Here is a 24,915-nt window from a genome sequence, read left to right on the forward strand (position 1 = left end):
TCGTTTCGGGCGGGCCGCGTACCGGAGCGTGTTATGTAGTGGGCACGCGTGGGCCTTCATTCCACGAGACGGGCCGGGCGGGGCGCGGGTCATGCCGTCGCCCGGGACGCCGGCGTTCTTGCAGTACGGCCTCCGGCGCCTGCAGTCTTCCTTCCATCGCAGCGGCAAGCACGTTCCAGGACCGAACCATGACGACCTCCGCCGAAACCAGCAACCTGACCAGCGTGGTCGCCCTGCTCGGCGCGGCCGTGGTGGCCATTCCCTTGTTCCGCCGCCTGGGACTGGGCTCGGTCCTGGGCTACCTGGCGGCCGGCCTGGTGATCGGGCCGTTCGGGCTGGGCTGGTTCGAGGATCCCCAGTCGATCCTGCACGTGGCCGAACTGGGCGTGGTGATGTTCCTGTTCGTGATCGGGCTGGAAATGCGCCCCTCGCACCTGTGGAGCCTGCGCGGGGAGATCTTCGGGCTGGGGACGTTGCAGATCGCGACCTGCGGCGTGGTCCTGACCGGGATCGCGATGTTGCTGGGCTTCGAGCCGTCGGTGGCGTTCATCGCGGCGTCCGGCTTCGTGCTGACCTCGACGGCGGTGGTGATGCAACTGCTGTCCGAGCGCGGCGACGTCGCGTTGCCGTCGGGCCAGAAGATCGTTTCGATCCTGCTGTTCGAGGACCTGCTGATCGTGCCGTTGCTGGCGGTGGTGGCGCTGATGGCGCCGGTGGGCGACGTGGCCGCCGAATCCCACCGCTGGCGCTCGATCCTGGTCGCGGCGGGGTGCATCGCCGGGCTGATCGCCGCGGGCCGGTGGCTGCTGAATCCCTTGTTCCGCTTGCTGGCGCAGGCCAAGGCCCGCGAGGTGATGACCGCGGCGGCGCTGCTGGTCGTGCTCGGCGCGGCCTTGCTGATGCAGCTGGGCGGGCTGTCGATGGCGATGGGCGCCTTCCTCGCCGGCGTGCTGCTTTCCGAATCGACCTTCCGCCACCAGATCGAGGCCGACATCGAGCCGTTCCGCGGCATCCTGCTGGGCCTGTTCTTCCTGGGCGTGGGCATGGCGCTGGACCTGTCGGTCGTCGCCGGCGATTGGCAGCGCATCCTGCTGGGCGTGCTGGCGCTGATCGTCGGCAAGGCGATCTGCATCTACCTGGTCGCGCGCTTCACCGGCTCGGACCATCGCCAGGCGCTCGATCGCGGCGTGCTGATGGCGCAGGGCGGCGAGTTCGCGTTCGTGCTGTTCTCCGCGGCCGCCGCCACGAACGTGATCGACGCGCGGGTCGGCGCGAGCCTCACCGCGATCGTGGTGCTCTCGATGGCGCTGACGCCGTTGTTCGTCCTGCTGATGGAGCGGATGCTGCCCGAGCAGGAGCCCTCGATGGAGGGCATAGAACGGGTGGACGGGCAGAGCGGGCGGGTGCTGGTCATCGGCTTCGGCCGCTTCGGCCAGGTCGCCAGCCAATCGCTGCTGGCGCGCGACGTGGACGTCACCATCATCGATACCGACATCGAGATGATCCGCGCCGCCGCGGATTTCGGTTTCAAGATCTACTACGGCGACGGTGCGCGGCTGGACGTGCTGCATGCCTCCGGCGCGGCGACCGCGCAGGCGATCGCGGTCTGTACCGATCGCCGGGACGTGACCGATCGGATCGTCGAGCTGGTGAAGCACGAGTTCCCGCAGGCGCGGTTGCTGGTGCGCTCCTACGACCGCGAGCACTCCCTGCACCTGATCCATGCCGGGGTGGACTACCAGGTCCGCGAGACCTTCGAGTCGGCCGTGGAGTTCGGGCAGGCGGCGCTGGTGGAGCTGGGCGTGGACGAGGACGAGGCCGCCAACATCGCCACCGAGATACGCAAGCGCGACGCCGAGCGCTTCGAGCTGGAGATGGCCGGCGGCGGCCTGAAGGCGGGGGCATCGATGGTCTACGGCAACCAGCCTGGCCCGAAGCCCACGCCGTTCACCACGCCCAAGCGGGAGAGCCGCACCCTCAACGCGGATGCGGCCGCCAAGCCGCAGGCCGGCGAGTAGAGCGGCCGGCTCGTCCCTTCGCGCCTGCGGAGCGGTGCGCATCCGGGCGATCGCGAGGGTGTCGGCCACGGCGGAATCGGGGACAATAGGCGGCCCCCTCCCAAGCCCGCGCCCGATGACCGACGCATCCGCCCCTTCGCACACCGCCCGCATCCTCGACGGCCGCCGCATCGCCGAGGAACTGCTCGACGAGCTGAAGGTGCGCGTGGACGCGCGGATCGCGGCGGGCAAGGCCCGGCCGGGCCTTGCGGTGGTGCTGGTGGGCGGCGATCCGGCCTCGGCGGTCTACGTGCGCAACAAGCGGCGGGCGGCCGAGAAGGTCGGCATCGAGGCCTTCGACTACGACCTGCCGGAAGGCACGAGCGAGTCGGAACTGGCGGCGCTGATCGACCGGCTGAACGCCGACCCGAAGATCCACGGCATCCTGATCCAGTTGCCGCTGCCGGGCATCCCGGACGCCAACCGGTTGATCCAGCGCATCGATCCGCGCAAGGACGTGGACGGCTTCCACCCGCAGAACGTGGGCCACCTCGCGCTGCGCGAGTTCGGGCTGCGCCCGTGCACGCCGCGCGGCATCGTGACCCTGCTGAGCCACACCGACCAGCCGGTGCGCGGCCGCAACGCCACCATCGTGGGCGTGAGCAACCATGTCGGCCGGCCGATGGGGCTGGAGCTGCTGATCGCCGGCTGCACCGTGACCAGTTGCCACAAGTTCACGCCGCCGGAGGTGCTGGAGGCGAACGTCCGCAATGCCGACATCCTGGTGGTGGCCGTGGGCCGGCCGGGGCTGATCCCCGGCGAATGGGTCAAGCCCGGCGCGGTGGTGATCGACGTGGGCATCAACCGGCTGGAGGACGGCAGGCTGGTCGGCGACGTCGGCTTCGAGGCCGCGGCCAGGCGCGCCAGCTGGATCACGCCGGTGCCGGGCGGGGTGGGGCCGATGACGGTCGCGACCCTGATGCAGAACACGATCGAGGCCGCCGAAGCCGCTGGCTGAACGGGAGCGGGGCCGGGCCGGCGGCAACGCTGCATTGCGCCTGCGACAGGTTGCCACGGTGTCGTTGCGGCGCGTTTCAGGGTAAAATGTCGCGCTTCCCCAAAACTCTCGGGTCCGCCGATGCTGCGCATCCAGGCTGAAGCTCTCACGTACGACGACGTTTCGCTCGTCCCCGCCCACTCGACCGTGTTGCCCAAGGACGTCAGCCTGGAGACCCGGCTGACCCGCAGCCTGAAGCTGAAGCTGCCGATCCTCTCGGCCGCCATGGACACCGTCACCGAGGCCCGGCTGGCCATCGCGATGGCGCAGATGGGCGGCATCGGCATCATCCACAAGAACCTGACGGTCGAGCAGCAGGCGGCCGAGGTGGCCAAGGTCAAGAAGTACGAATCGGGCGTGATCCGCGATCCGATCACGGTCGGGCCGGAAACCTCGATCCGCGACGTGCTGGCGCTGACCCGCGCCCGCAACATCTCCGGCGTGCCGGTGGTCGATGGCGGCCAGCTGGTCGGCATCGTGACCCACCGCGACATGCGCTTCGAGACCGAGCTGGACGACCCGGTCCGCCACATCATGACCAAGAAGGACCGCCTGATCACGGTCAAGGAAGGCGCCGAGGCGAACGAAGTGCTGCAGTTGCTGCACAAGAACCGCATCGAGAAGGTGCTGGTGGTCAATGACGCGTTCGAGCTGCGCGGCCTGATCACGGTCAAGGACATCCAGAAGAAGTCCGATTTCCCGAACGCCGCCAAGGACGCCGCGACCCGCCTGCTGGTCGGCGCCGCGGTCGGCGTGGGCGGCGACACCGAGAAGCGCGTCGAGGCCCTGGCCGCCGCCGGCGTGGACGTGGTGATCGTCGACACCGCCCACGGCCATTCGCAGGGCGTGATCGACCGCGTGGCCTGGGTCAAGAAGAACTTCCCGCAGCTGCAGGTGATCGGCGGCAACATCGTCACCGGCGACGCCGCGCTGGCATTGATGGACGCCGGCGCCGACGCGGTCAAGGTCGGCGTGGGCCCCGGCTCGATCTGCACCACGCGCGTGGTGGCGGGCGTGGGCGTGCCGCAGATCACCGCGGTCGACATGGTCGCCGAGGCGCTGCAGGACCGCATCCCGCTGATCGCCGACGGCGGCATCCGCTATTCCGGCGACATCGGCAAGGCGCTCGCCGCCGGTGCCTCCACGGTGATGATCGGCGGCCTGTTCGCCGGCACCGAGGAAGCCCCGGGCGAGGTCGAGCTGTTCCAGGGCCGCAGCTACAAGAGCTACCGCGGCATGGGCTCGCTGGCGGCGATGGAGAAAGGCTCCAAGGACCGCTACTTCCAGGACGCCTCCGACGCCGACAAGCTGGTGCCGGAAGGCATCGAAGGCCGCGTGCCGTACCGCGGCTCGGTCAGCGGCATCGTCCACCAACTGGTGGGCGGCCTGCGTGCGACGATGGGCTATGTCGGCTGCGCGACCATCGACGAGATGCGCAGCAAGCCGAAGTTCGTGAAGATCACCGGCGCCGGCCAGCGCGAGAGCCACGTCCACGACGTGCAGATCACCAAGGAACCGCCGAACTACCGGATGGGGTGATCGGGTGGCGACAGAGGCCCCACGGACGATACGGAGCAAAATGGTAAAGGGGATATCTCTGTTCGCGGCAGCCTGCTTTTCGATAGCGGGCTGTTCGGCCAATACGGACTCCACTTCGAGGCGCGAGGGCGCAACGCCCTCCAAATCCAAGAGGCTGGTGGTGGCGTCCCCCTGCAACAACACGGAGTTCAAGCTGCCCGATGGTTGGAAGTTGCAGCGCTTGAACAGTTACCAGTGGCAGATCGTGGCCCCGCAGGTATCCAGCCTTCGAGCATGGGTGTCCTGCACTGACAATCCTGAGAACTATCAGGATTTCCTCAGGGACGCCGAACAGCAGAACGCCGAGCATCTGCAATGGCCGTATGGGGACGACCCGGGCCGGAGAACTGTAATGAGTACGCTGAGCGGCGGTTCGTTGGGCTCCAGGGACTCACGCTTGATCTTGTGCAAGAACGCGTATGCGCGCGGAGAGAGCCTGAGCGTCTGCATGTGGGGCGACCCATATCCCCGGCGCGAGCTACGTGCCGATGGGTTTGTCGGCCAGCGCTGGTCCGACGACGATCCTCTGGCCGTGTCGCAACATCGTGCGTTGGAAGACAGTATCAACCGCACTTTCCTTGTTCACCCTTTCCCTGCGCCCGAGCAATGACCAACATCCACAACGACAAGATCCTGATCCTCGATTTCGGCGCGCAGTACACGCAGCTGATCGCCCGTCGCATCCGCGAGATCGGCGTGTACTGCGAGATCTGGGCCTGGGACCATGATCCGGCCGAGATCGCGAAGTTCGGGGCGAAGGGCATCATCCTGTCGGGTGGCCCGGAATCGACCACGCTGCCGGGCGCGCCGGCGGCGCCGCAGGAAGTGTTCGACAGCGGGCTGCCGATCCTGGGCATCTGCTACGGCATGCAGACCCTGGCCGCGCAGTTGGGCGGTGCCACCGAGGCGGCGGACCAGCGCGAGTTCGGCCATGCCGAGGTCAACGTCGTCGCACCGGATGTGTTGTTCAAGGGCCTGAGCGACCACGGCGGCGCGCCACGCCTGAACGTGTGGATGAGCCACGGCGACCATGTCTCCAAGGCGCCGCCGGGTTTCACCGTCACCGCCACCACCGACCGCATCCCGGTCGCCGCGATGTCCAACGAGGACAAGCGCTGGTACGGCGTGCAGTTCCACCCGGAAGTGACCCACACCCTGCAGGGCCAGGCGCTGCTGCGGCGCTTCGTGGTCGATATCTGCGGCTGCCAGACGCTGTGGACCGCGGCCAACATCATCGAGGACCAGATCGCGCGCGTGCGCGAGCAGGTGGGCGACGACGAGGTCGTCCTCGGCCTGTCGGGCGGCGTGGATTCCTCGGTGGTCGCCGCGCTGCTGCACAAGGCGATCGGCGAGCAACTGACCTGCGTGTTCGTCGATACCGGCCTGCTGCGTTGGCAGGAGGGCGACCAGGTGATGGCGATGTTCGCCGAGCACATGGGCGTCAAGGTGATCCGCGTCAATGCCGCCGACCGCTACTTCAAGGCGCTGGAAGGCGTGAGCGACCCGGAGGCCAAGCGCAAGATCATCGGCAACCTGTTCGTCGAGATCTTCGACGAGGAGGCCGGCAAGCTGAAGAACGCCAAGTGGCTGGCGCAAGGCACGATCTACCCGGACGTGATCGAATCGGCCGGCAGCAAGACCGGCAAGGCGCACGTCATCAAGAGCCATCACAACGTCGGCGGCCTGCCCGAGCACATGAAGCTCGGCCTGGTCGAACCGCTGCGCGAACTGTTCAAGGACGAAGTGCGCCGCCTGGGCGTGGAACTGGGCCTGCCGCGCACGATGGTCTATCGCCATCCGTTCCCGGGTCCGGGCCTGGGCGTGCGCATCCTCGGCGAGGTCAAGGCCGAGTACGCCGAGCTGCTGGCCAGGGCCGACGCGATCTTCATCGACGAGCTGCGCAAGGCCGACCTGTACGACAAGGTCAGCCAGGCCTTCGCGGTGTTCCTGCCGGTCAAGTCGGTCGGCGTGGTCGGCGACGCCCGTGCCTACGAATGGGTGATCGCGCTGCGCGCGGTGGAGACCATCGACTTCATGACCGCGCACTGGGCGCACCTGCCGTACGACTTCCTGGGCACGGTGTCCAACCGGATCATCAACGAACTGCGCGGTGTTTCGCGCGTGGTCTACGACATCTCGGGCAAGCCGCCGGCGACCATCGAGTGGGAGTGAGGCCGGTCTCTCGGCAAGTCCTCTGAACCCTGGGAAGGCGCCTAGGCGCTCCCCAGCAGGCGCAGGGTGCCGGATAGCCGGTGCAGCGTCAGCGTTGGCGTGGTGAAGAAGGACTGCGACGTGCCTCGTGCGAAGTCGTCGATATGCACGACGGTGGCGCCATCGGCCTCCTGCCAGGAGATGGCATGGAGGCCCGGAGCGATCTCGCGCCACTGGTACTGGACCTCGCCCTCCGCCCCGCGCAGGGGGCCTTCGGTGATCTCGTAACGCAGCGTCAGGCTGTCGGCGTCGTAGGCGTTGGTTGCAGTCAGGCCATCATAGGCAGCTTCAAAAGTGCAGCCCGCAAACGGAGGCAGGTTCAGGGTACTCATCGGATGGCTACCGGGTTGATGTTGACCTGGGTGGAACCGACGTACAGCGGCTGGCCGAGCACGAACAAGAACTCCCAAGCCTGATCGCGCACAAGCGCGCGGCTGTCGATCAGTTCCAGGTTGTAGATGCCGCGCTTGGCGAGCATGAATTGGTTGACCGGGAACTCCTCGTCGCCATGCGGGTTCGGGTACACCTCCGATGCCCAGGTATCGCCGCCGAAAGCCACGATCCCCTGGTCGGCGAGCCATTGCGCCGCTTCCATGCCGATGCCGGGCTCGACCTCCAGGAACTGCCGGTTGTCCTTCCCGATCAACTCCAGCCAGCCGGTGTTGAACAGCACCACGTCGCCCTTGCGCAGGGCGATGCCTTGTCTCTTCAGCACCGCCTGGATGTCGGCCACGGTGAATTCGGTGCCGCCCGGCACGATGGCCTTGCCGTAGTGGGCGGTCATGTCCAGCACCACGCCGCGGGTGACGATCGGCGGGACCTTCTCTATGCCGAGCCTGGTCACGCCCTCGACGGTGACGAAGTCCGCCGCCTTGTTGCCGTTGTAGTAGACATTGTCGATGCCGATATGGCCGATGCCGTTGAGCTGCGTGCCCACGCCGGTCCAGCCGTTGACCAGTTCGTCGTTGAAGCTGAACTTGTTCGGCCCCGACGTTTTCCCGGCTTGCTCGCCGGGCTGGATGTTGTAAAGGCGGAAGCTGCGGTGGCGGAACGCCGGCAAGTGCTTGTCGACCGGCACCGCCAGCGGATAGGTCTTGCCGGTCTTGACCAGGCCGACGGCTTGCTTGACCACTTCGGGCGTCAGCAGGTTGGCCGCGCCGATCTGGTCGTCGGCCCCATAGCGCGAGGGGTACCAATCGGCCGCGTTCGCGGCCTGCGCGAACGGCAGCAGCGCCGAGGCGAGGGCGAGCCGGGCAAGCATGTTCATGGTGGTTCTCCTGTCGTCGCTCAGGCCGCGGCCCCGGCCAGCGTGGGGTAGTCGGTGAGCCCGTGCGCGGCGCCCCCGAACAGGGTGGCGCGGTCATGGGCGTTGAGCGGGGCACCGGTGCGCAGGCGTTCGGGCAGGTCTGGGTTGGCCACGAACGGCCGCCCGAACGCGATGAGATCGGCCCAGCCGGCGTGCAGCGCGGCGCGGGCGCGCTCGGCGGTGTACTTGCCGGCGTAGATCAGCGCGCCGGGGAAAGCGTCGCGCAGCTGCTGCTTGAACTCGACGGGCATGTGCGGCGCGTCCTCCCAGTCGGCCTCGGCAATATGGATGTAGGCCACGCCGATCTCGCCCAGCAGCCTTGCCGCCGCGATGTAGGTGACTTCCGGGTGGTCGTCGGAGCAGCCGTTGAGCGTGGTCAACGGGGCGAGGCGAATGCCGACGCGCCCCTTGTCCCCCGTGCCTTCGACCAGCGCGTTCGCCACTTCGCCCAGGAAACGCAGGCGGTTCTCCAGCGAGCCGCCATAGGCATCGGTACGGTCGTTGGCGTTGGAGTCGATGAACTGGTTGACCAGGTAGCCATTGGCGGCATGCAGTTCGACGCCATCGAAGCCCGCCGCCATGGCATTGCGTGCCGCCTGGCGGAACTCGTCCACGATGGCTTGGATTTCGGTCGTGGCGAGCGCGCGCGGAGTGGATGCCTGGACGAAGCCCGGCGTGCCGTCGCGCTCGGCTACGTACACCTTGACGCCATCGGCCTGGATGGCCGAGGACGACACCGGCGACCGCCCATCGAGCAGGCTGGTGTGGCTGAGGCGTCCGACGTGCCAGAGCTGGGCGAAGATGCGCCCGCCGGCGGCGTGCACGGCGCCGGTGACCTTGCGCCAGCCGGCGACCTGTGCGGGGCTGTGGATGCCCGGCGTCCATGCATAACCCTTGCCCAGCGGCGATATCCAGGTGCCTTCGCTGATGATCAGGCCGGCGCTGGCGCGCTGGGCGTAGTACTCGGCCATCAGTTCGTTCGGCACGTCGCCCGGCTGGCTGGCGCGCGAGCGCGTCATCGGCGGCATCACGATGCGGTTGGGCAGCTCGAGTCCGCCCAGGGCGAAGGGCTTGAACAAGGGGTCTTGGATCTCATGCATCGCAGGTCTCCTCGGCAGGCACGCGGGTACCGGCCAATGGGGTGGGGAAGAGGGGAAGGACATACTCGGCGATCTCGTGGAAGGTCTCGTCGAGCGGCCGGCGGTTGCGGCGGAAATGCAGGCCGACGTGATCGACGCCGGCGGCGCGCAGCGCCTTCAGTTCGTCGACCAGCGCATCGCGGCCGCCGCGGAAGCCGAATCGCCAGCGTTGCATCGGTTCGTCGGGACGTTCGGCCAGGTCCAGGTGGATGAAGCTGGCATAGGGTTTCGCGCCGGCCACGGCACGCCAGGCGGCGACGCGGCGCAGGTGGTCTTCGGGCGTGCCGGGGTAGGCGAGGCAGCCGTCCATGTGCTCGCCGATCCAGGCCGGTGTCTGCTGGGCCAAGCCCGCCACCAGCAATGGCAGCGGCGAGGCGAGCCGGGGCAGCACTTCCAGGCCGCCCGAAAGGCGGCCGCGCGCGCCGTCGCGCAGCAGCGCCACCTGCTCCCTGAAGTTCGAGCCGCGGTTTTCGAAGTCGCGGCCGAACAGGGGATATTCCACCGGCCGGTCGCCGCTGGCGACGCCCAGCAGCAGGCGATCGCCGCTGAGCGCCTGTACGGTCGCGGCCGATTTCAGGGTCAACAACGGTTCGCTGATGGGCAGCACGACCGCGGCGGTGCCCAGCAGGATGTCGCGGGTGATGCCGGCCAGGTGGCCCAGGTACGCAAACACCTCGAACACCTGCGCGGCATCGCCAAAGCCCGGGTCGTAAAGCGGTACGTCGCGCACCCACAAGGCGGCAAAGCCGAGCCGGTCGGCCAGCCGCGCCAGTTCGGCGTGGCGTTGCAGCGCCGGCTCGCCCGGCAGGCGACCGGACTGGCGCCGTGCCGCATCGCCGGCCGGCGTCCAGTCGTTGTCGAGCGGCGCTTCGATGCCGATGCTGAAGCCGCCGGCGGTCAGGCGGGACAGGGGCGCAAGCATGGCCGGCACCCCGTCAGTCCCACGCCGGCGCGAGGCCCGCGGGATCGACCTCGCGGCCGTTGCGCTCCAGCGCGGCGATCCTCGCCATGTCGTCCGCATCGAGGCGCAGGTCGCGCGCCAACAGGTTGCTGGCGAGGTTCTCGCGCTTGGTCGATGACGGAATCACCGCGTAGCCCAGCCGCAGCGCCCACGCCAATGCGACCTGCGCGACGGTGGCCTGGTGCTTGTTCGCGATTTCCGCCAGCACGGGGTCCTTCAATACCTTGCCGTAGGCCAAGGTCATGTACGAGGTCACCGTGATGCCCTGCTCCTGCAGGAACGCGGCCAGCTTGCGGCCCTGCAGGTAGGGGCTCAGCTCGATCTGGTTGGTGGCGATCTCGCCGGGGCCGACCACCGCGATGGCTTGCCGGGTCAACTCGATGTTGAAGTTGGACACGCCGATCAGGCGGGTCAGCCCCATCGCCTTGGCCTCGGCCAGCGCCGCCATGTACTCGGGCAGTCCGACGCCGTTGCCGGGCGCGGGCCAGTGGATCAGGGTCAGGTCCACGCGGTCGGTGCGCAGCTTGTCCAGGCTCTCGCGCAGGCTCGGAACCAGCTTGTCCCTGGCGAGATTGTCGACCCAGATCTTGGTGGTCAGGAACAGCGCGTCGCGCGGGACGCCGCTCTCGGCGATGGCCTGGCCGACCTCGGCCTCGTTGCCGTAGATCTGCGCGGTGTCGATGGCGCGATAGCCCACGTCGAGCGCGTTGCGCACCGAGTCGACGGCGGCCTGGCCGGTCAGGCGGAAGGTGCCGGCACCGAAAGAAGGAATATTCATGGAACGCTCCGATTGCATCGAGGAAGTGCGAAGGGACATCAGGCGCCGGCGGACAGGGCGGCAGCGCTGCGGCGGTCCAGCCGGCCCGACAGGACGGTCAGGCCAAGCGCGCCCAGCGTCACCAGCGCGGCGATCCAGGGCGTGTGCGCCAGGCCGAAGTGAGCGACCACCTGCGCGCCGGCCCACGAACCGCCCGCCACGCCCAGGTTGAAGGCCGAGATGTTGAAGCCGGCCGCGACGTCGGTCGCGTCGGGCGCCACCTGTTCGGCCTGCCGCACCACGTAGACCTGCAGGCCAGGCACGTTGCCGAAGGCCACGGCGCCCCAGGCGAGCACGGTCAGCACGACCAGCCACGGGCTCGGCGCGGTGAAGGTCAGCACCAGCAGGACCAGCGCCAGCAAGCCGAAGATGATCTTCAGTGCATCGACCGGTCCACGGCGATCCGCCAGGCGGCCGCCCCAGACATTGCCGATGGCGACCGAGATGCCATACGCCAGCAGCACCAAGCTCACCATCGGCGGCGGGAAGCCCGAGATCTGCTCGAGGATGGGGGCGAGGAAGGTGAAGGCGATCAGCGAACCGCCGTAGCCGACCGCGGTCATGGCGTAGACCAGCAGCAGGCGCGGTTGCAGCAGCACGCCCAGTTGCCGGCGCAGCGGTGCCGGGGGCGTGTGCGGGATGTCGCGCGGCACCAGCAACTGCGCGCCGATCAGCGCCACCAGGCCGAACACGGCGACCGCCAGGAAAGTGGTGCGCCAGCCGAAATGCTGGCCGATGAACGTGCCCAGCGGAATGCCGGTGACGAAGGCCACGGTCATGCCGCTGAACATGGTGGCGATCGCCCTGGCCGCCTTCTCGCGCGGTACCAGGCTGGTCGCGACGATGGAGCCGACCGAGAAGAATACGCCATGCGCCAGGCCGGTCAGCAGGCGGGCGACGATCAGCGTGGTGTAGCCCGGTGCCATCCAGGCCACCAGGTTGCCGACCGTGAACAGCGCCATCAGCCCGACCAGGAGCGGCTTGCGCGGCACCCGGCCCGTGATGGCGGTCAGGATGGGCGCGCCGACGGCGACGCCCAGCGCATACAGGCTGACCAGCAGGCCGGCCGAAGGCAGGCCGACACCCAGGTCGGCCGCGATGGTCGGAATCAGGCCGACGATGACGAACTCGGTAGTCCCGATGGCGAAGGCCGCCAAGGTCAGGGCCAGGAGGGCAAGAGGCATGGTGGACTCCACGTCAGGGCGCTTCCGGAGTGAAGCGATGCTGCGAAGTCTGGGGGCTTTACATTTCCAGAAAAACGTCCTAATAGGTCAAATACTTTTGATCTCGCGACAACAATGAAGATCACCCTCGAAGAGCTGCAGGCCTTCACCGCCGTGGTGGACACCGGATCGATCACCGCGGCGGCCGAGCATCTGGACCAGACGGTGTCCGGCACCAGCCGCACGCTGGGGCGGCTGGAATCCAAGCTGGAAACCACCTTGCTGCGCCGGACCACCCGGCGATTGGAGTTGACGGAAGAAGGCGCGGCTTTCCTGGCCCGGGCCCGCGCCATCCTGGATTCGGTGGAAGAGGCGGAGGAGCAGATGGCCGCGCGGCGGCAGCAGCCGGTCGGCCGCTTGCGCGTGGATGCGGCCACTCCCTTCATGCTGCACGTCATCGTGCCGCGGGTCGCCGGGTTCCGGGAGCGGTTCCCCAAGGTGGAACTGGAACTCGCCAGCAACGAGGGCATTACCGATCTGCTGGAGAAACGCACCGACGTGGCATTCCGCATCGGGCCGTTGAAGGACTCGACGCTGCACGCGCGCCCGGTCGGAACCAGCCGGCTGCGCCTGCTGGCCAGCCCCGCGTACCTCGCGCGTGCCGGGACGCCCAGGCGAGTGGCGGACCTGTCCGACCATTCCCTGCTCGGGTTCACCCAGCCGGAAACCTTGAACCAGTGGCCGGTGCGCGACGCGGGCGGCAATCCGCTGCATATCCGCCCGGACATCGCGTCGTCCAGCGGCGAGACCCTGCGCCAGTTGGCGCTGGCCGGCGAGGGCATCGTCTGCCTGTCCGACTTCATGACGGACGCCGATCGCAAGGAAGGACGCCTGGTGCAGGTGATGCCGAAGGCGACGCTGGATGTCCGGCAATCGATCAACGCCGTCTACTACCGCAACACGACGCTCGCCTCGCGCATCACCTGCTTCATCGACTACATGATCGATGCGCTCGCCCCCGGGACATTCGAGAACTAGGCTCGCCGCTCGAGCGGGCGGGCAGGCGATGCGCATGGCGGCCGACGATGACGGCGCAAACGCACCGGCCGTGCCTCCGGCGAGTGGTCCATCCACCGGAGCGGGGGCAAGGGCGGAAGCCGCGCTGGCATCGTCCCAGCGCGGCATTGGCCCCGGTTCATCAAGCCTGCAACGCCGGCTTGAGCAGGTCCTCCAACCCCAGGTTGCGATACATCTCGCGACGTACCCGATCGCCTACGGCGTTCACCGTTTCCGCACCGTCCTGGGAAGGATCCACGTGCACGCGGAAGGGACGCTGCCCGTGCGGCAGGTCGACCACGCGGGCGATGGCGGCGGCCACGTCGGCCACGTCCGCATCCGCCGGTTCCATCGCCTTCAGGCGCTCCATGATCCGTGCGGGCAAGCCCGCATAGGGGCCCTCGTCGTACTCGGCCGCGCGCGCCGCATCGGCGGGCTTGCCGGAGTGCGCGAAGTGGTTGGTCCCGGAGGTGTAGGCGCCGGGCACCACGATGGTGGTCTCGATGCCCCAGCGCGAGAGCTCGGTCGAATACGAGACCGCCACCGAGTCCATCGCCGCCTTGGCGGCGAAGTAGGGCGCCAGGTACGGCGGCGTGCCGCCGCGCGTGCTACTGGAGCCGACCCACACCAGCAATCCCTTGCCCCGTGCGCGCAGGTGCGGCAGCGCCGCGCGGTTCACGCGCTGCGTCCCCACCACGTTGACGTCGTAGAGCTGCAGGTACTGCTCGGGCGCGAACGCTTCGGCCGGGCCGAACACCATGTGGCCGGCGTTGTGCACCACCACGTCGAGACGGCCGCTTTCGGCCAGGATGGCCTGCACCGCCGCCTGCGCCGACGCGTCGGACAGCACGTCCAGTTCCACCGTGCGCAAATCCACGTTCTTTTCGCGCGCGTAGCGGGCCGCCGCTTCCACCTGGGGCGCGTTGCGCCCGGCGGTATCGCGCATGCTGGCGTACACCGTGTGCCCGTGGTCCGCCAGTTGGCGGGCGGCCAGGGCGCCGAAACCGGACGAGGCGCCGGTCACCAGGATGATCTTGTTCATTTGTTTTCTCCGGATATCGACGCGGGTTCAGACCATGCCGCCGTTGGCGCGGATTACCTGGCCGTTGACCCAGCCGCCCTGCGGGCTTGCGAGGAAGGCCACGACCGCGGCGATGTCCTCCGGCGTGCCGAGGCGTTCGAGCGGGTTCATCCTGGCCATGCGGTCGATCAGTTCGGGCGACTTGCCTTCCAGGAACAGTTCCGTGGCGGTGGGGCCCGGCGCCACCGCGTTGACGGTGATCGAGCGGCCGCGCAGTTCCTTGGAAACGATGGCGGTCATGGTTTCCACCGCCGCCTTGGTCGCGGCGTAGACGCCGTAGGTTTCCAGCTTGGTGCCGACCAGGCTGGTGGACAGGTTGACGATGCGGCCGCCGTCGCGCAGGCGCCGCGTCGCTTCGCGCATGCCGTTGAAGCTGCCCTTGAGGTTGATCGCGACCAGCCGGTCGAAGGCGGCGTCGTCGAACTCGGCGATGGGGGCGAGATTCATGACGCCGGCGTTGTTGACCAGTACGTCGACGCCGCCGTAGCGGGCCTCGGTGGCGTCGAACAGCCGCCGTACCGCGACCGGATCGCTGACGTCGGCCTGGAGGGCGATCGCTTCGCCGCCCTGGGCGGTGAGGCGGCTCGCCAGCGCCTCGGCGTCGTCGCGCCGGCCGGCGTAGTTGATGGCCACCGCGTAGCCGTTGGCGGCCAGGCGTTCGGAAATGGCGGCGCCGATGCCGCGCGAACCGCCGGTGACGATGGCGACCTGGCGGGGATGGGTTTGCGTGTTCATGTGAGGAGTCTCGTTGGAACCGCTGGATTGCGGTGGGAGCACCTTATCCATTCGCAAACAGGGAATAATCTGGCAAGATCCGTGAACATAATTCGGAAATTCGAATAATGGATCGCTTCGACGCCATGCGGGTCTTTTCCAGGATCGCGGAGTGCCGCAGCTTCACCCGGGCGGCGGACGACCTGTCCCTGCCGCGGGCGACCGTCACCGATGCGATCAAGGCGCTGGAATCGCGGCTGGGCGTGCGCCTGTTGCAGCGGACCACCCGCCAGGTCGCCCTTACGCTCGAAGGCGAGATCTTCTACGGCCGCTGCCAGCGCCTGATCGCCGACATGGAGGACGCGGAAAGCGCCTTCCGCGATACACAACCGCGTGGCCCGTTGCGTATCGAGGTGCACGGCACGCTTGCGCGCAACCTGCTGTTCCCACGGCTTCCCGCGTTCCTGGACGCCTACCCGGACATCGAGCTGGACGTCGGCGAGGGCGATCGCTACGTCGACCTGGTGCGCGAAGGCGTCGACTGCGCCATCCGCGTGGGCGAGTTGCGCGACAGCGACCTGATCGCGCGCCGCCTGACGTTGCTGGCCGAGGCCACCGCGGCATCGCCGGACTACTGCAAGCGGCATGGCACGCCGGCCAGCATCGAGGCCCTCGAAGAAGATGGCCACGTGATGGTCGGTTTCAAATCGACGGCCATCGGCGGGTTGCTGCCCTTGGAGTTCCAGCAGGACGGGCGCGTCCGCCACGTCGCGTTGCCTACGCGCGTGCGGGTCGGCGGCGCGGAATCCTACGTGGGCGCCGCCTTCGCCGGCTTCGGCATCATCCAGGCGCCGCGCTACCGGCTGGACGACTATTTCGCGACCGGAAAGCTGGTCCCCTTGCTCGAGCGGTTCCCGCCGGTGCCCAGCCCGGTCAACATCGTGTATGCACGCACCCGGCTGCCGTCGCCGCGGTTGCGCGCGTTCATCGAGTGGGCAAGCAGCGCGTTCTCTTCGAACGCGGCGCAGGGATCTTCGGGAGCCGCGTGAGATGACGAAGCGGGAGCCGGGGCCCCGCTTGCCGCAGTGCCGGTCAGTGTCCGTTTTCGCTGCCGTCCGTAGCCGGCAGCGCACTTGAAACCAGCAGTTCGATCATGGCCCGCGCCGCGGCAGACTGGCGCCGATGCGGCGCGTACAGCACCGAGAATGGCCGCGTGCGGCCTCGCAGGCGAGGCAGGAGTTCCACCAGCAGGCCTCGCTCGATCCGGTCGCGGACGATGAACTCGTAGCTCTGGCAGATGCCGACGCCCTGTTCGGCCAGCGACACCACGCCCAGCACGTCGTCCGAGATCTCCAGGCGCGAGTCGGGCAGCCAGTCGATGTCGCGCCCGCCATCGCGGAAGACCCAGGGCGCGAGCCGGCCCGTGCTGGGCATCAGGAAGGGAAGGCACACGTGGTGGTGCAGGTCCTCCAGCGTCCGCGGCGCGCCCATGCGCTCGACGTACTCCGGCGAGGCGACCAGCAGCAAGGGCGCGTCTTCGAGCTTGCGCGCGACCAGGCCGCTGTCGGGCAGGTGGCCCAGGCGGATGGCCAGGTCGAACCCTTCGGCGATCAGGTCGACGTTGCGATTGGTGATGTTCAGCGTCACCTGCACCTGCGGATACTGCCGGGCGAAGCGCGCCAGCAGCGGGGGCAGGCGGTAGTGCCCGTAGGTGGTGGGCACGCTCAGCCGCACGCGCCCGGCCAGTTCGCCTTCCTGGCCGAGCACGTCGCGCTCGGCCTCCTCGAACAGGGAAAAGGCCGAGCGCGCCTGTTCGAAGTAGAGGCGCCCGGCTTCGGTCAGCCCCAGGCGGCGCGTGGTCCGCTGCAGCAGTTGCCGCCCCAGCCGCGTTTCCAGTCGCGCCACGGCGCGGCTCAGCACCGAAGCGGTGGTCGACAGCGCTACCGCGCCGGCCGTGAACGAGCCGTGCTCGACCACCGCAACGAAGGCTTCCACGTCCCCTAGATGATTGAACTTCCGGCTCATCTTGCTCTTTGGAGAACAAATGTTTTTCCAAGAGGCCAGTTTATCGCCCCGGGAGGCCCCAATACAGTGGCCGCATTCCACCACGCAGGGTTATCGCCATGCACCAGAACGCCTCCGTTCCTCCCGCAAAACCGGTGTTGTTCGTGTTGACCAGCCATGCCACCAAAGGCAGCACCGGCCAACCCACCGGCTACTACCTCGGCGAGGTCACCCATCCGCTGGCCGAATTGGAGGCGGCCGGCATCGCGGTCGAATTCGCCTCGATCCAGGGCGGCGAGCCGCCGGTCGATGGCCTGGACCTGGACGACGCCACCAACGCGCGCTACTGGAACGACCCCGCGTTCCGCGACGCCGTGCGGCATACCCGGCGCCTGGGCGAGGTCGACGCTGCGCGCTACGCGGGCATCTTCTTCGCCGGCGGCCACGGCGCGATGTGGGATTTCCCCGGCAACGCCGACATCCAGCGCGTGACCCGCGGGATCTACGAAGCCGGTGGCCTGGTGGGCGCGGTCTGCCATGGCCCGGCCGCCCTGGTCGACGTCACGCTGGGCAACGGTGCCCATCTGGTCGCGGGCAAGAACGTCAGCGCGTTCACCGATAGCGAGGAACGCGCCGTGCAGCTCGATGCGGTCGTGCCGTTCCTGCTGGCCTCCACGCTGGAACGGCGCGGCGCCCACCACCATGCCGCGCCGGACTGGACCGCCAAGGTCGTGGTCGACGGACGCCTGATCACCGGCCAGAACCCGCAGTCGGCCAGCGGCGTCGGGGCGGCGATGCGCGAGGCGCTGCTGGCGCAGCGAGCCTGAGCCCCCGAACCGGAAGTCCACCAGGAACCTCACCATGAAACTGATGCGCAAACTTGCGGCCGCGATGGCCCTGGCCCTTGCGGCCACCACCGCCCAGGCCGGCAACGTGCTGGTCGTGCTGTCCGATGCCGACCGGCTGGACCTGAAGGACGGCAAGGTCTTCCCGACCGGTTTCTATCTCAACGAGCTGATGCAGCCGGTCAAGCTGCTGCTCGATGCCGGCCACCAGGTGACGTTCGCCACGCCGACGGGACGGGCCCCGACGGTGGATGCGAACTCCATCGACCCGATGTACTTCGGCAACGACGCCGCCCAGCTGAAGGCGCACCAGGACCTGCTCGACCGGCTGGCGCTGACCTCCAGGGAGAAATCGCCGGTCGTGAGCCTGGCGCGCATCGAGCAGCAGGGGTATGCCCGCTTCGATGCGGTCTACATCCCCGGCGGTCATGCGCCGATGCAGGACCTGCTGGCAAGCCCGGCGCTGGGACGCCTGCTCGCCGATTTCCACGGTCGCAACAAGACCACGGCATTGGTCTGCCACGGCCCGATCGCGCTGCTTTCCACGTTGCCGGACGCCGCTGGCTTCGTGGCCGCGCTGGAGTCCGGGCAGGCCGTGCGCGTGCCGCAATGGATCTACCGCGGTTACCAGGTCACGGTCATCAGCAACCAGGAGGAAGAGCAGGCCAAACCGCAGCTCGGCGGCGGCGAGATGAAGTTCTATCCGCAGACGGCCTTGCAGCAGGCCGGGGTGCGGTACCGCAGCAACGCCGCGCCCTGGACGGCCAATGTCGTCGTCGATCGCGAACTGGTCACCGGCCAGAACCCGGCCTCCGCGGTCGGCGTCGCGCAGGAACTGCTCAAGCGCTTGAAGTAGCGCTGCCGGGACGCCGCTGCTTCCCCCGCGGCCGGCAGGCGCCAGCCTGCCGGCGCTCTTGCCCCCGACGAAGTGCGTGCGCGTTCGCGCGCGCATGCCACCGGCTTGCCGCAAGGAGCCTCCATGGGCCCCGGTCCCCGGCAAGCCTAGCCTTGAATTTCATGGTTCCGTGCCGAGGAAATCGATGAGGCCGAAGGGCGCGCGCTCACCCAGGCAAAGGTCCAGGATGCGATGCGCGTCCGCGGCCGCCGCTTCGCTGCGCGAGAACATCGCGGCCTCGTAGGTCGCCAGCGCATCCTCGATGTCTCCGGGCCGGGCGGCTATGGCCTCGCCGAGCTCGGCCCCGTCGAGCATCGCCAGGTTCGCGCCGTCGCCGGCCGGTGGCGACAGGTGTGCGGCGTCGCCGAGCAGCGTCACGCCGGGCGTACGAGGCCATCGGTGGCCTACGGGCAGCGCGTTGACCGTTCGCAGGACCGGCGCGGTGTCGCTGCCGGTGATCAACGTGGTAAGGGCCGATGCCCACCCGTCGAACTCGGCGGCTATCCGGGTCTTCGCGGTCGCGGCGTCGTTGAAGTCGATTTGCGCAAACCACGCCGCGGGTCGCTTCAGTTGAACGTAGGCATGGAGCACGCCGGCCGGCTCCCGGTGCGCGGTGATCCCCTTGCCCGGTTCGAGCGCGAACATGCCGCCGGCGCCGACCGCCGCCGCCGTTGCGGGGAACCGCCGATCAGCGTCATGCAGGTAGGTCTCGACGAAGGACACGCCGACATGGATGGGTTCCGCGTCCGACAGCAGCGGGCGTACCTTCGACCAGGCGCCATCGGCGCCGACCAGCCATTCGGTCTCCACCGTCGAGCCATCGGCGAAGGTCAGTTCGTGGCGGCCGGCGCCAAGTCGCCTGGCTCCGGCCAGCTTCCGCCCCCACCGGATCGTCCCGGCAGGCAAGGAGTCGATGAGGAGCCGCCGCAGGTCGCCCCGGAGCACCTCGGGACGCCTGCCGTCGCTAGGTTGGTCGAGCAGCACGTTGCCGTCCCGGTCGAGCGCACGCGTCGCGTCGCCACCTTCGTGGACGATGGCGCGGAATGCGTCCGTCAGGCCGGCGGCAGCGAGCGCGCGCTGGCCATCGTGTTCGTGAACGTCAAGCAGGCCGCCTTGAGTGCGGGCGTACGCGGAGGGCTCCGCCTCGTAGATCGTGGCAGCGATGCCGTGGACATGGAGCACGCGGGCGAGGGTCAGGCCGCCCAGGCCTGCACCGACAATGGTGACGGAAGTGGTCATGGCGACGCCTCGGGATGATTGGAACATTGTTCCACGTGGCAAGGATTGGAACAATGTTCCAGATATGTCATGGTGGGCGCATGTCCAAACGAGTCCACAAGACAGCGCGGCGCGCGGACGCCCTTTCCAAGGCGCGGATCGTCGAGGCGGCGATCGAGATCCTCGATGCGCAGGGGGAGGCCGCTCTGACGTTTCGGGCGCTGGCGGCACACCTGGCGACGGGCAGCGGGGCGATCTACTGGCACATCGCCGACAGGAACGGCCTCCTTGCCGCCGCGACGAGCGACGTCCTCGCCCGCGCCCTGGCGAGCGTGGCCGAGGAAGAAGAGCCACGGGCCGCGATCCGCGCCATCGCGCTCGCGGTATTCGACGCGATCGACGCTCACCCCTGGGCCGGCGCTCACCTTTCCCGCGAACCCTGGCATTCCGCGGTTGGGGAGATCTTCGAACGCGTCGGCGGATGGCTCCAGCCACTGGGTGTCCCCGTGGATGCGCAATTCGACTGCGCCTCGGCGCTGACGAACTACATCCTCGGCGTGGCCGGCCAGAATGCGGCCAACGCCCGCATGCTTCCTGGCGGAACGGATCGCAAGGCGTGGCTGGAGGGCATGGCCGCGGGCTGGATCCAGGATGATCCCGGATCGCGTCCGTTCCTTCGGCGGGTGGCGGTGCAGCTGGGCGAGCATGACGATCGCCAACAGTTCGTTGCCGGCGTCGACTTCATCCTGGCGGGCGCCTGCGTCGGTCGAAACGCCTAGGCCGGGCGGCGTTCATATGCCGCTTCAAGGCCTCCATCTTGGATCACCAGGCAAACCGGACTGAGCTTGAGGGGCGAGCGTGGCTTTCGGAAACGCCTTGGGCCGCGGCTTATGCCAAACTCCCGCGGGCAATTCCCGGATGTTTCGAAGGGTGGGGACGAAGGATGACTCGCAGGCTCGGTGTCTTTCTTTTCGTACTCGGCGCGGTGCACGCCGGGGCCGTGAATGCGGCGGAGGACGACCCAACCGCGGCTGCATTGCAGCGCTGCCTTGACGATGCCGCCCACGCATCGACCGCAGGCCAGACCGAATGCGAAGCGACGGCCATGCGCGAGTACGACAGGCGGATGAACGCGGCCTATCGCACCTTGATGCGCGAGCTGCCGCCGGACGCGGCGCAACGCCTGCGCCAGGCCCAACGTGCCTGGTTGGCGTTCAGTACTGCCGAGGCGGATGCCCGCTCGGCGATCTACGCAACCCGGCAGGGAACGATGTATGTCCCCATGGAAGCGGGAGCGTCGACGAATATCGTCCGCGATCGCGCGCTCCAACTCGAAGCCTATGCACGCGTGCTGATGATCGAGCAGTGACCGGACAACCCGGCGGCGACCGTCGTCCCAGGAGGAAAGCGCCGCGTGCCCAGTGCGGAATCCAGACGCGGCCGCACGCATCTCCCGGGATATCCGGAGCGTTGATATTGCCGGATCGATATGGATTGAATGGCGATACGTTCCGCATGACCCATGGTGTATGCCATGGCATGCGAAGCGACTGGCAGGGAACCAACCAAGGAGAGAGGCAGCACGCATGTCCCATCCCGTATTCCTCGAGAGCCCGCCGTGGCCGCGCATGCCGGAAGGACGCAAGGGGGAGCTGCCCGCCTACTACGGATCCGGAGGGCCATCACTGGTGGCCAACGCCGCGATCCCCTTGCTATGGCAAGCGATGTTCGGCCCTGGCGATATTCGTTACGCCGCCGTTATCGATGATTTCGATCCGGTGGAAGGCGCGGTGGAATTGGAAGAGTTCCTCGAAGACGCCACGCCTTCCGAACTCGAGGCCACTTACCCCTATCTGGTCGCCAGCCGCGATAGCGCACTCGCGCGGCTGGAGGCGCGCCGCGAGCGCTTGATCGATCTGATCGGGGAACGCTACCGGCCCGTCTACCAGGCGTTCTCCGATCATGTGCGGGATCATTATGGCGATTACGTCCTGGTGCGGACTTCCGGCTTGCCCGACATCGAGGACGCCACCGGTTGGATGACGAGCATGCTTGCGGACATGGAGGTAATGGAGCATGCCGATGCGCCCGTGCCTGCCGGCCTGGCCCATGAGGCAGTGGAAGACGCGCTCGGTCTGGCTCTCGATACTGGCGGCTGTCGCGTTTGCACTGGTCGCGGGATGGTCGCTTGCCAGGCTCAAGCGCGTGAGATAGCCGAACCGGTTCTCTCCCACTTGGCCAGTTCTTCGTCGAACTGGGCAAGTGCCTGTGCAAGCCTGGACGGTGCAGTTGCCCGTCCGATCATCGGCAAGCCATGCCGGCAGTCACTTGGCCGTCGATTGGTAGCACCAGGCTTGTAAGAGGGATGTTCGTTCAAGCCAGGCCTAGGCAGGGGAACTGTCGGTACGGCCCATGGTTTGGCCGTATGCTTCGTCGGCCGAGGCGTGTGGCCGTGTCCAGCGGACTCGGACGCTTCCCACGCAGAAAAATCCGAAGAAGGGCTCCATGGCGACACGACGCGAAATACCCGGCATCCGCCCCTACGATGGTCCCGCCGGCGGATGGGGTGCGCTGAAGGCGACCGCGCAGGCCGTTTACCAGCAGATGGAAGTGGCCGAGGCGCCCGGGGTGCTGTTGCGCACCAACCAACCCACGGGCTTCGACTGCCCGGGCTGCGCCTGGCCCGACAAGGAGCATCGCTCGACCTTCCAGTTCTGCGAGAACGGCGCCAAGGCCGTCACCTGGGAGGCGACCAGCAAGCGCGTGACGCCCGAGTTCTTCGCGCAGCACACGGTCACCGAACTGCTGGCGCTGTCGGACCACGCGCTCGAGGATTTCGGTCGCCTGACCCACCCGATGGCCTACGACCCGGCCACCGACACGTTCCGCCCGATCGAGTGGGACGCCGCCTTCGCGCGCATCGGCGAGGTGCTGCGCGGGCTGTCCTCGCCGGACCAGGCCGAGTTCTACACCTCCGGGCGCGCCTCGAACGAGGCGGCCTACCTGTTCCAACTGTTCGCGCGCGAGTTCGGCACCAACAATTTCCCCGACTGCTCCAACATGTGCCACGAGGCGACCAGCACGGGGCTGCCGCGATCCATCGGCATCGGCAAGGGGACGGTATCGCTGGACGACTTCGAGCACACCGACTTCATCCTCTCGATCGGCCACAACCCCGGTACCAACCATCCGCGCATGATGGGCACGCTGCACGAAGCCGCGCGCCGCAAGGTGCCGATCATCGTGTTCAATCCGTTGCGCGAGCGCGCGCTGGAGCGCTTCGCCGATCCGCAGAACGTGGTGGAGATGGCGACCTACGGTTCGACCGACATCGCCTCGACCTACTACCAGGTCAAGGCGGGCGGCGACGCGGCCGCGCTCAAGGGCATCATGAAGGCGCTGCTGGCGCTGGATGCCGGGCGCGGCGACGCGCTCGACCACGACTTCATCGCCGAGCACACGCTGGGTTTCGAAGCGCTGGCCGCCGACCTGGAAGCGACCGACTGGGCCGACATCGAGAAGGAAAGCGGGCTGCAGCGCGCCGACCTGGAGCAGGTGGCCGGGCTCTACTCCAGGTCGAAGGCCGCCATCGTCACCTACGGCATGGGCATCACCCAGCACAACACCGGCACGGCCAACGTCAGGCTTATTGCCGACCTGCTGTTGCTGCGGGGCAACTTCGGCAAACCGGGGGCAGGCATCTGCCCGTTGCGCGGGCATTCGAACGTGCAGGGCAATCGCACGGTCGGCATCACCGAGAAGCCGTCCGAGGACTTCCTGCGGCGTCTTGAGGAGGTCTTCGGCTTCGTGCCGCCCAAGGCCCACGGCCACGATGCGGTCAAGGCGATGGAGGCCATGGCCGAAGGAACCGCCAAGGCGCTGATCTGCCTGGGCGGCAATTTCGCCGTGGCGCTGCCCGATCCGCAGCTGTGCTTCTCTGCGATGAAGAAGCTCGACTTGAGCGTCCACCTGGGCACCAAGCTCAACCGCTCGCATCTGCTGGTCGGCAAGGAGACTTTCCTGTTGCCCGTGCTCGGCCGCACCGAGCGCGACGTGCAGGCCGGCGGGCCGCAATCGGTGACGGTGGAGGACTCGATGTCCATGGTCCACGCCTCCGCCGGCAAGCTCAAGCCGGCCTCGGAGTCCTTGCGTTCCGAGCCGGCCATCGTCGCCGGCATGGCGCTCGCCACGTTGCCCGGCAGCCGGGTGAACTGGTCGGAGCTGGTGGCCGACTACGACCGCATCCGCGACCTGATCGAGCGCACCGTCCCGGGTTTCGACGATTACAACCGGCGCATCCGGGTGCCCGGCGGTTTCCGCATGCCGCTGCCGCCGACCGAGCGCCGATGGAACACGCCGACGGGCAAGGCCATGTTCTCGGTGTTCCCGGGCGTGCGCGAACGCTACGAACCCTGGCCGGACGACGTGATGCGGCTGGTGACGATCCGCAGCCACGACCAGTACAACACCACCATCTATGGCCTGGACGATCGCTATCGCGGGGTGTTCGGCCGCCGCGACGTGCTGTTCGTGAACCCGCAGGACCTGGCGGCGCTGGGGCTGGAGCATGGCGACCGGGTGGACATCGAGACGGTCTCGAACGGGCGCAGGTTGCGGCTGGAGGGCGTCACGGCGATCGAATACAACATCGCGCGCGGCTCGGTGGCGGCCTACTACCCGGAAGCCAACGTATTGGTGCCGCTGGACTACATCGACGAGGAGAGCGGCACGCCCTCCTACAAGTCCATTCCCGTGCGGGTGCAGCGTTCGCCGCCGGTCGTGCCGGCCTGACCGGGGCGTTTCCTCCGCCACGGATCGCCCGGTCGGCGGGGCTTGAATGGGTTGACATAGTTGACAAATGCGACATTTGAGA

General features: G+C 68.1%; 23 protein-coding genes. 13 read left to right on the forward strand and 10 right to left on the reverse strand.

Going from position 1 to position 24,915, the window contains the following annotated elements; genetic code table 11:
* Positions 1 to 188: 188 nt before the first annotated feature.
* The 5 genes from FD678_RS07740 (at position 189) to guaA (ending at position 6,804) form a co-directional block, all read left to right on the forward strand.
* On the forward strand, positions 189 to 2,018 hold the full coding sequence (locus FD678_RS07740; RefSeq protein ID WP_140720916.1) for a monovalent cation:proton antiporter-2 (CPA2) family protein: 1,830 nt from the start codon (positions 189 to 191) through the stop codon (positions 2,016 to 2,018).
* A 115-nt stretch (positions 2,019 to 2,133) separates the two neighbouring features.
* On the forward strand, positions 2,134 to 3,015 hold the full coding sequence (gene folD, locus FD678_RS07745) for a bifunctional methylenetetrahydrofolate dehydrogenase/methenyltetrahydrofolate cyclohydrolase FolD (RefSeq protein WP_140720919.1): 882 nt from the start codon (positions 2,134 to 2,136) through the stop codon (positions 3,013 to 3,015).
* Positions 3,016 to 3,135: 120 nt separating this feature from the next.
* Positions 3,136 to 4,593 (forward strand): IMP dehydrogenase, encoded by a 1,458-nt coding sequence (gene guaB, locus FD678_RS07750; RefSeq protein ID WP_140720922.1) that lies wholly within the window; start codon positions 3,136 to 3,138, stop codon positions 4,591 to 4,593.
* Positions 4,594 to 4,813: 220 nt separating this feature from the next.
* Positions 4,814 to 5,242 (forward strand): hypothetical protein, encoded by a 429-nt coding sequence (locus tag FD678_RS07755; protein WP_140720925.1) that lies wholly within the window; start codon positions 4,814 to 4,816, stop codon positions 5,240 to 5,242.
* Positions 5,239 to 6,804, forward strand: coding sequence for a glutamine-hydrolyzing GMP synthase (gene guaA / locus FD678_RS07760; RefSeq protein WP_140720928.1), 1,566 nt, complete (start codon positions 5,239 to 5,241; stop codon positions 6,802 to 6,804). The genes FD678_RS07755 and guaA overlap by 4 nt, the downstream gene beginning before the upstream one ends.
* A 41-nt stretch (positions 6,805 to 6,845) precedes the next feature.
* Here the strand turns inward: guaA and FD678_RS07765 are convergent, their stop codons facing one another.
* The 6 genes from FD678_RS07765 to FD678_RS07790 are packed head-to-tail and all read right to left on the reverse strand — an operon-like array spanning position 6,846 to position 12,250.
* On the reverse strand, positions 6,846 to 7,175 hold the full coding sequence (locus FD678_RS07765) for a MoaF-related domain-containing protein (RefSeq protein WP_140720931.1): 330 nt from the start codon (positions 7,173 to 7,175) through the stop codon (positions 6,846 to 6,848).
* The gene (locus FD678_RS07770) at positions 7,172 to 8,110 is read right to left on the reverse strand and encodes a cyclase family protein (protein ID WP_140720934.1); all 939 of its coding nucleotides are present in this window, start codon (positions 8,108 to 8,110) and stop codon (positions 7,172 to 7,174) included. Before FD678_RS07770 ends, FD678_RS07765 begins: the two co-directional genes overlap by 4 nt.
* Positions 8,111 to 8,130: 20 nt before the next feature.
* Positions 8,131 to 9,249 carry an alkene reductase gene (locus tag FD678_RS07775; RefSeq protein WP_140720937.1) on the reverse strand — a complete coding sequence of 373 codons (1,119 nt, stop codon included), beginning with the start codon at positions 9,247 to 9,249 and terminating at the stop codon, positions 8,131 to 8,133.
* Positions 9,242 to 10,210, reverse strand: coding sequence for a TIGR03571 family LLM class oxidoreductase (locus FD678_RS07780; protein ID WP_140720940.1), 969 nt, complete (start codon positions 10,208 to 10,210; stop codon positions 9,242 to 9,244). The genes FD678_RS07775 and FD678_RS07780 overlap by 8 nt, the downstream gene beginning before the upstream one ends.
* A 13-nt stretch (positions 10,211 to 10,223) precedes the next feature.
* A complete protein-coding gene (dkgB, locus tag FD678_RS07785) occupies positions 10,224 to 11,027 on the reverse strand; it encodes a 2,5-didehydrogluconate reductase DkgB (RefSeq protein ID WP_140720943.1) in 804 nt (267 codons plus the stop codon).
* A gap of 38 nt (positions 11,028 to 11,065) precedes the next feature.
* Positions 11,066 to 12,250 (reverse strand): MFS transporter, encoded by a 1,185-nt coding sequence (locus FD678_RS07790; protein WP_140720947.1) that lies wholly within the window; start codon positions 12,248 to 12,250, stop codon positions 11,066 to 11,068.
* 114 nt (positions 12,251 to 12,364) lie between these two features.
* On the opposite strand from FD678_RS07790, the gene FD678_RS07795 reads away from it, so the two are divergent.
* Positions 12,365 to 13,267 carry a LysR family transcriptional regulator gene (locus FD678_RS07795; protein ID WP_140720951.1) on the forward strand — a complete coding sequence of 301 codons (903 nt, stop codon included), beginning with the start codon at positions 12,365 to 12,367 and terminating at the stop codon, positions 13,265 to 13,267.
* Positions 13,268 to 13,427: 160 nt separating this feature from the next.
* Here FD678_RS07795 and FD678_RS07800 read toward each other — a convergent pair whose 3' ends face one another.
* Together FD678_RS07800 and FD678_RS07805 are read right to left on the reverse strand one after the other, a co-directional pair.
* The gene (locus FD678_RS07800) at positions 13,428 to 14,327 is read right to left on the reverse strand and encodes an SDR family oxidoreductase (RefSeq protein ID WP_140720954.1); all 900 of its coding nucleotides are present in this window, start codon (positions 14,325 to 14,327) and stop codon (positions 13,428 to 13,430) included.
* Positions 14,328 to 14,354: 27 nt separating this feature from the next.
* Positions 14,355 to 15,101 (reverse strand): SDR family oxidoreductase, encoded by a 747-nt coding sequence (locus tag FD678_RS07805; protein WP_140720957.1) that lies wholly within the window; start codon positions 15,099 to 15,101, stop codon positions 14,355 to 14,357.
* A 107-nt stretch (positions 15,102 to 15,208) separates the two neighbouring features.
* On the opposite strand from FD678_RS07805, the gene FD678_RS07810 reads away from it, so the two are divergent.
* On the forward strand, positions 15,209 to 16,129 hold the full coding sequence (locus FD678_RS07810) for a LysR family transcriptional regulator (RefSeq protein ID WP_140720960.1): 921 nt from the start codon (positions 15,209 to 15,211) through the stop codon (positions 16,127 to 16,129).
* A gap of 43 nt (positions 16,130 to 16,172) precedes the next feature.
* Here the strand turns inward: FD678_RS07810 and FD678_RS07815 are convergent, their stop codons facing one another.
* Entirely contained in the window at positions 16,173 to 17,105 is a 933-nt protein-coding gene (locus FD678_RS07815) for a LysR family transcriptional regulator (protein ID WP_140720963.1), read from the reverse strand.
* 98 nt (positions 17,106 to 17,203) lie between these two features.
* Between FD678_RS07815 and FD678_RS07820 the strand changes: the two genes are divergently transcribed.
* Entirely contained in the window at positions 17,204 to 17,911 is a 708-nt protein-coding gene (locus tag FD678_RS07820) for a type 1 glutamine amidotransferase domain-containing protein (protein WP_140720966.1), read from the forward strand.
* Between the two features lie 34 nt (positions 17,912 to 17,945).
* Positions 17,946 to 18,785, forward strand: coding sequence for a type 1 glutamine amidotransferase domain-containing protein (locus FD678_RS07825; protein ID WP_140720969.1), 840 nt, complete (start codon positions 17,946 to 17,948; stop codon positions 18,783 to 18,785).
* A 159-nt stretch (positions 18,786 to 18,944) separates the two neighbouring features.
* Here the strand turns inward: FD678_RS07825 and FD678_RS07830 are convergent, their stop codons facing one another.
* Positions 18,945 to 20,063 (reverse strand): FAD-dependent oxidoreductase, encoded by a 1,119-nt coding sequence (locus FD678_RS07830; RefSeq protein ID WP_140720972.1) that lies wholly within the window; start codon positions 20,061 to 20,063, stop codon positions 18,945 to 18,947.
* Between the two features lie 80 nt (positions 20,064 to 20,143).
* Here FD678_RS07830 and FD678_RS07835 point away from each other — a divergent pair, with 80 nt between their 5' ends.
* The 4 genes from FD678_RS07835 to FD678_RS07850 all read left to right on the forward strand — a co-directional run bounded on the left by FD678_RS07835 (position 20,144) and on the right by FD678_RS07850 (position 24,833).
* Positions 20,144 to 20,821 carry a TetR/AcrR family transcriptional regulator gene (locus FD678_RS07835; RefSeq protein ID WP_140721936.1) on the forward strand — a complete coding sequence of 226 codons (678 nt, stop codon included), beginning with the start codon at positions 20,144 to 20,146 and terminating at the stop codon, positions 20,819 to 20,821.
* Positions 20,822 to 20,985: 164 nt separating this feature from the next.
* Entirely contained in the window at positions 20,986 to 21,411 is a 426-nt protein-coding gene (locus FD678_RS07840; RefSeq protein ID WP_140720975.1) for a lysozyme inhibitor LprI family protein, read from the forward strand.
* 217 nt (positions 21,412 to 21,628) lie between these two features.
* On the forward strand, positions 21,629 to 22,402 hold the full coding sequence (locus tag FD678_RS07845) for a hypothetical protein (protein ID WP_140720978.1): 774 nt from the start codon (positions 21,629 to 21,631) through the stop codon (positions 22,400 to 22,402).
* A 145-nt stretch (positions 22,403 to 22,547) separates the two neighbouring features.
* Positions 22,548 to 24,833: an FdhF/YdeP family oxidoreductase gene (locus FD678_RS07850; protein WP_140720981.1), complete on the forward strand. Its 2,286-nt coding sequence runs from the start codon at positions 22,548 to 22,550 to the stop codon at positions 24,831 to 24,833.
* Positions 24,834 to 24,915: the final 82 nt, after the last annotated feature.

This window comes from Pseudomonas sp. Hp2 (assembly GCF_006386585.1).
In the GTDB taxonomy this organism is placed as follows: Bacteria; Pseudomonadota; Gammaproteobacteria; order Xanthomonadales; family Xanthomonadaceae; genus Pseudomonas_S; species Pseudomonas_S boreopolis.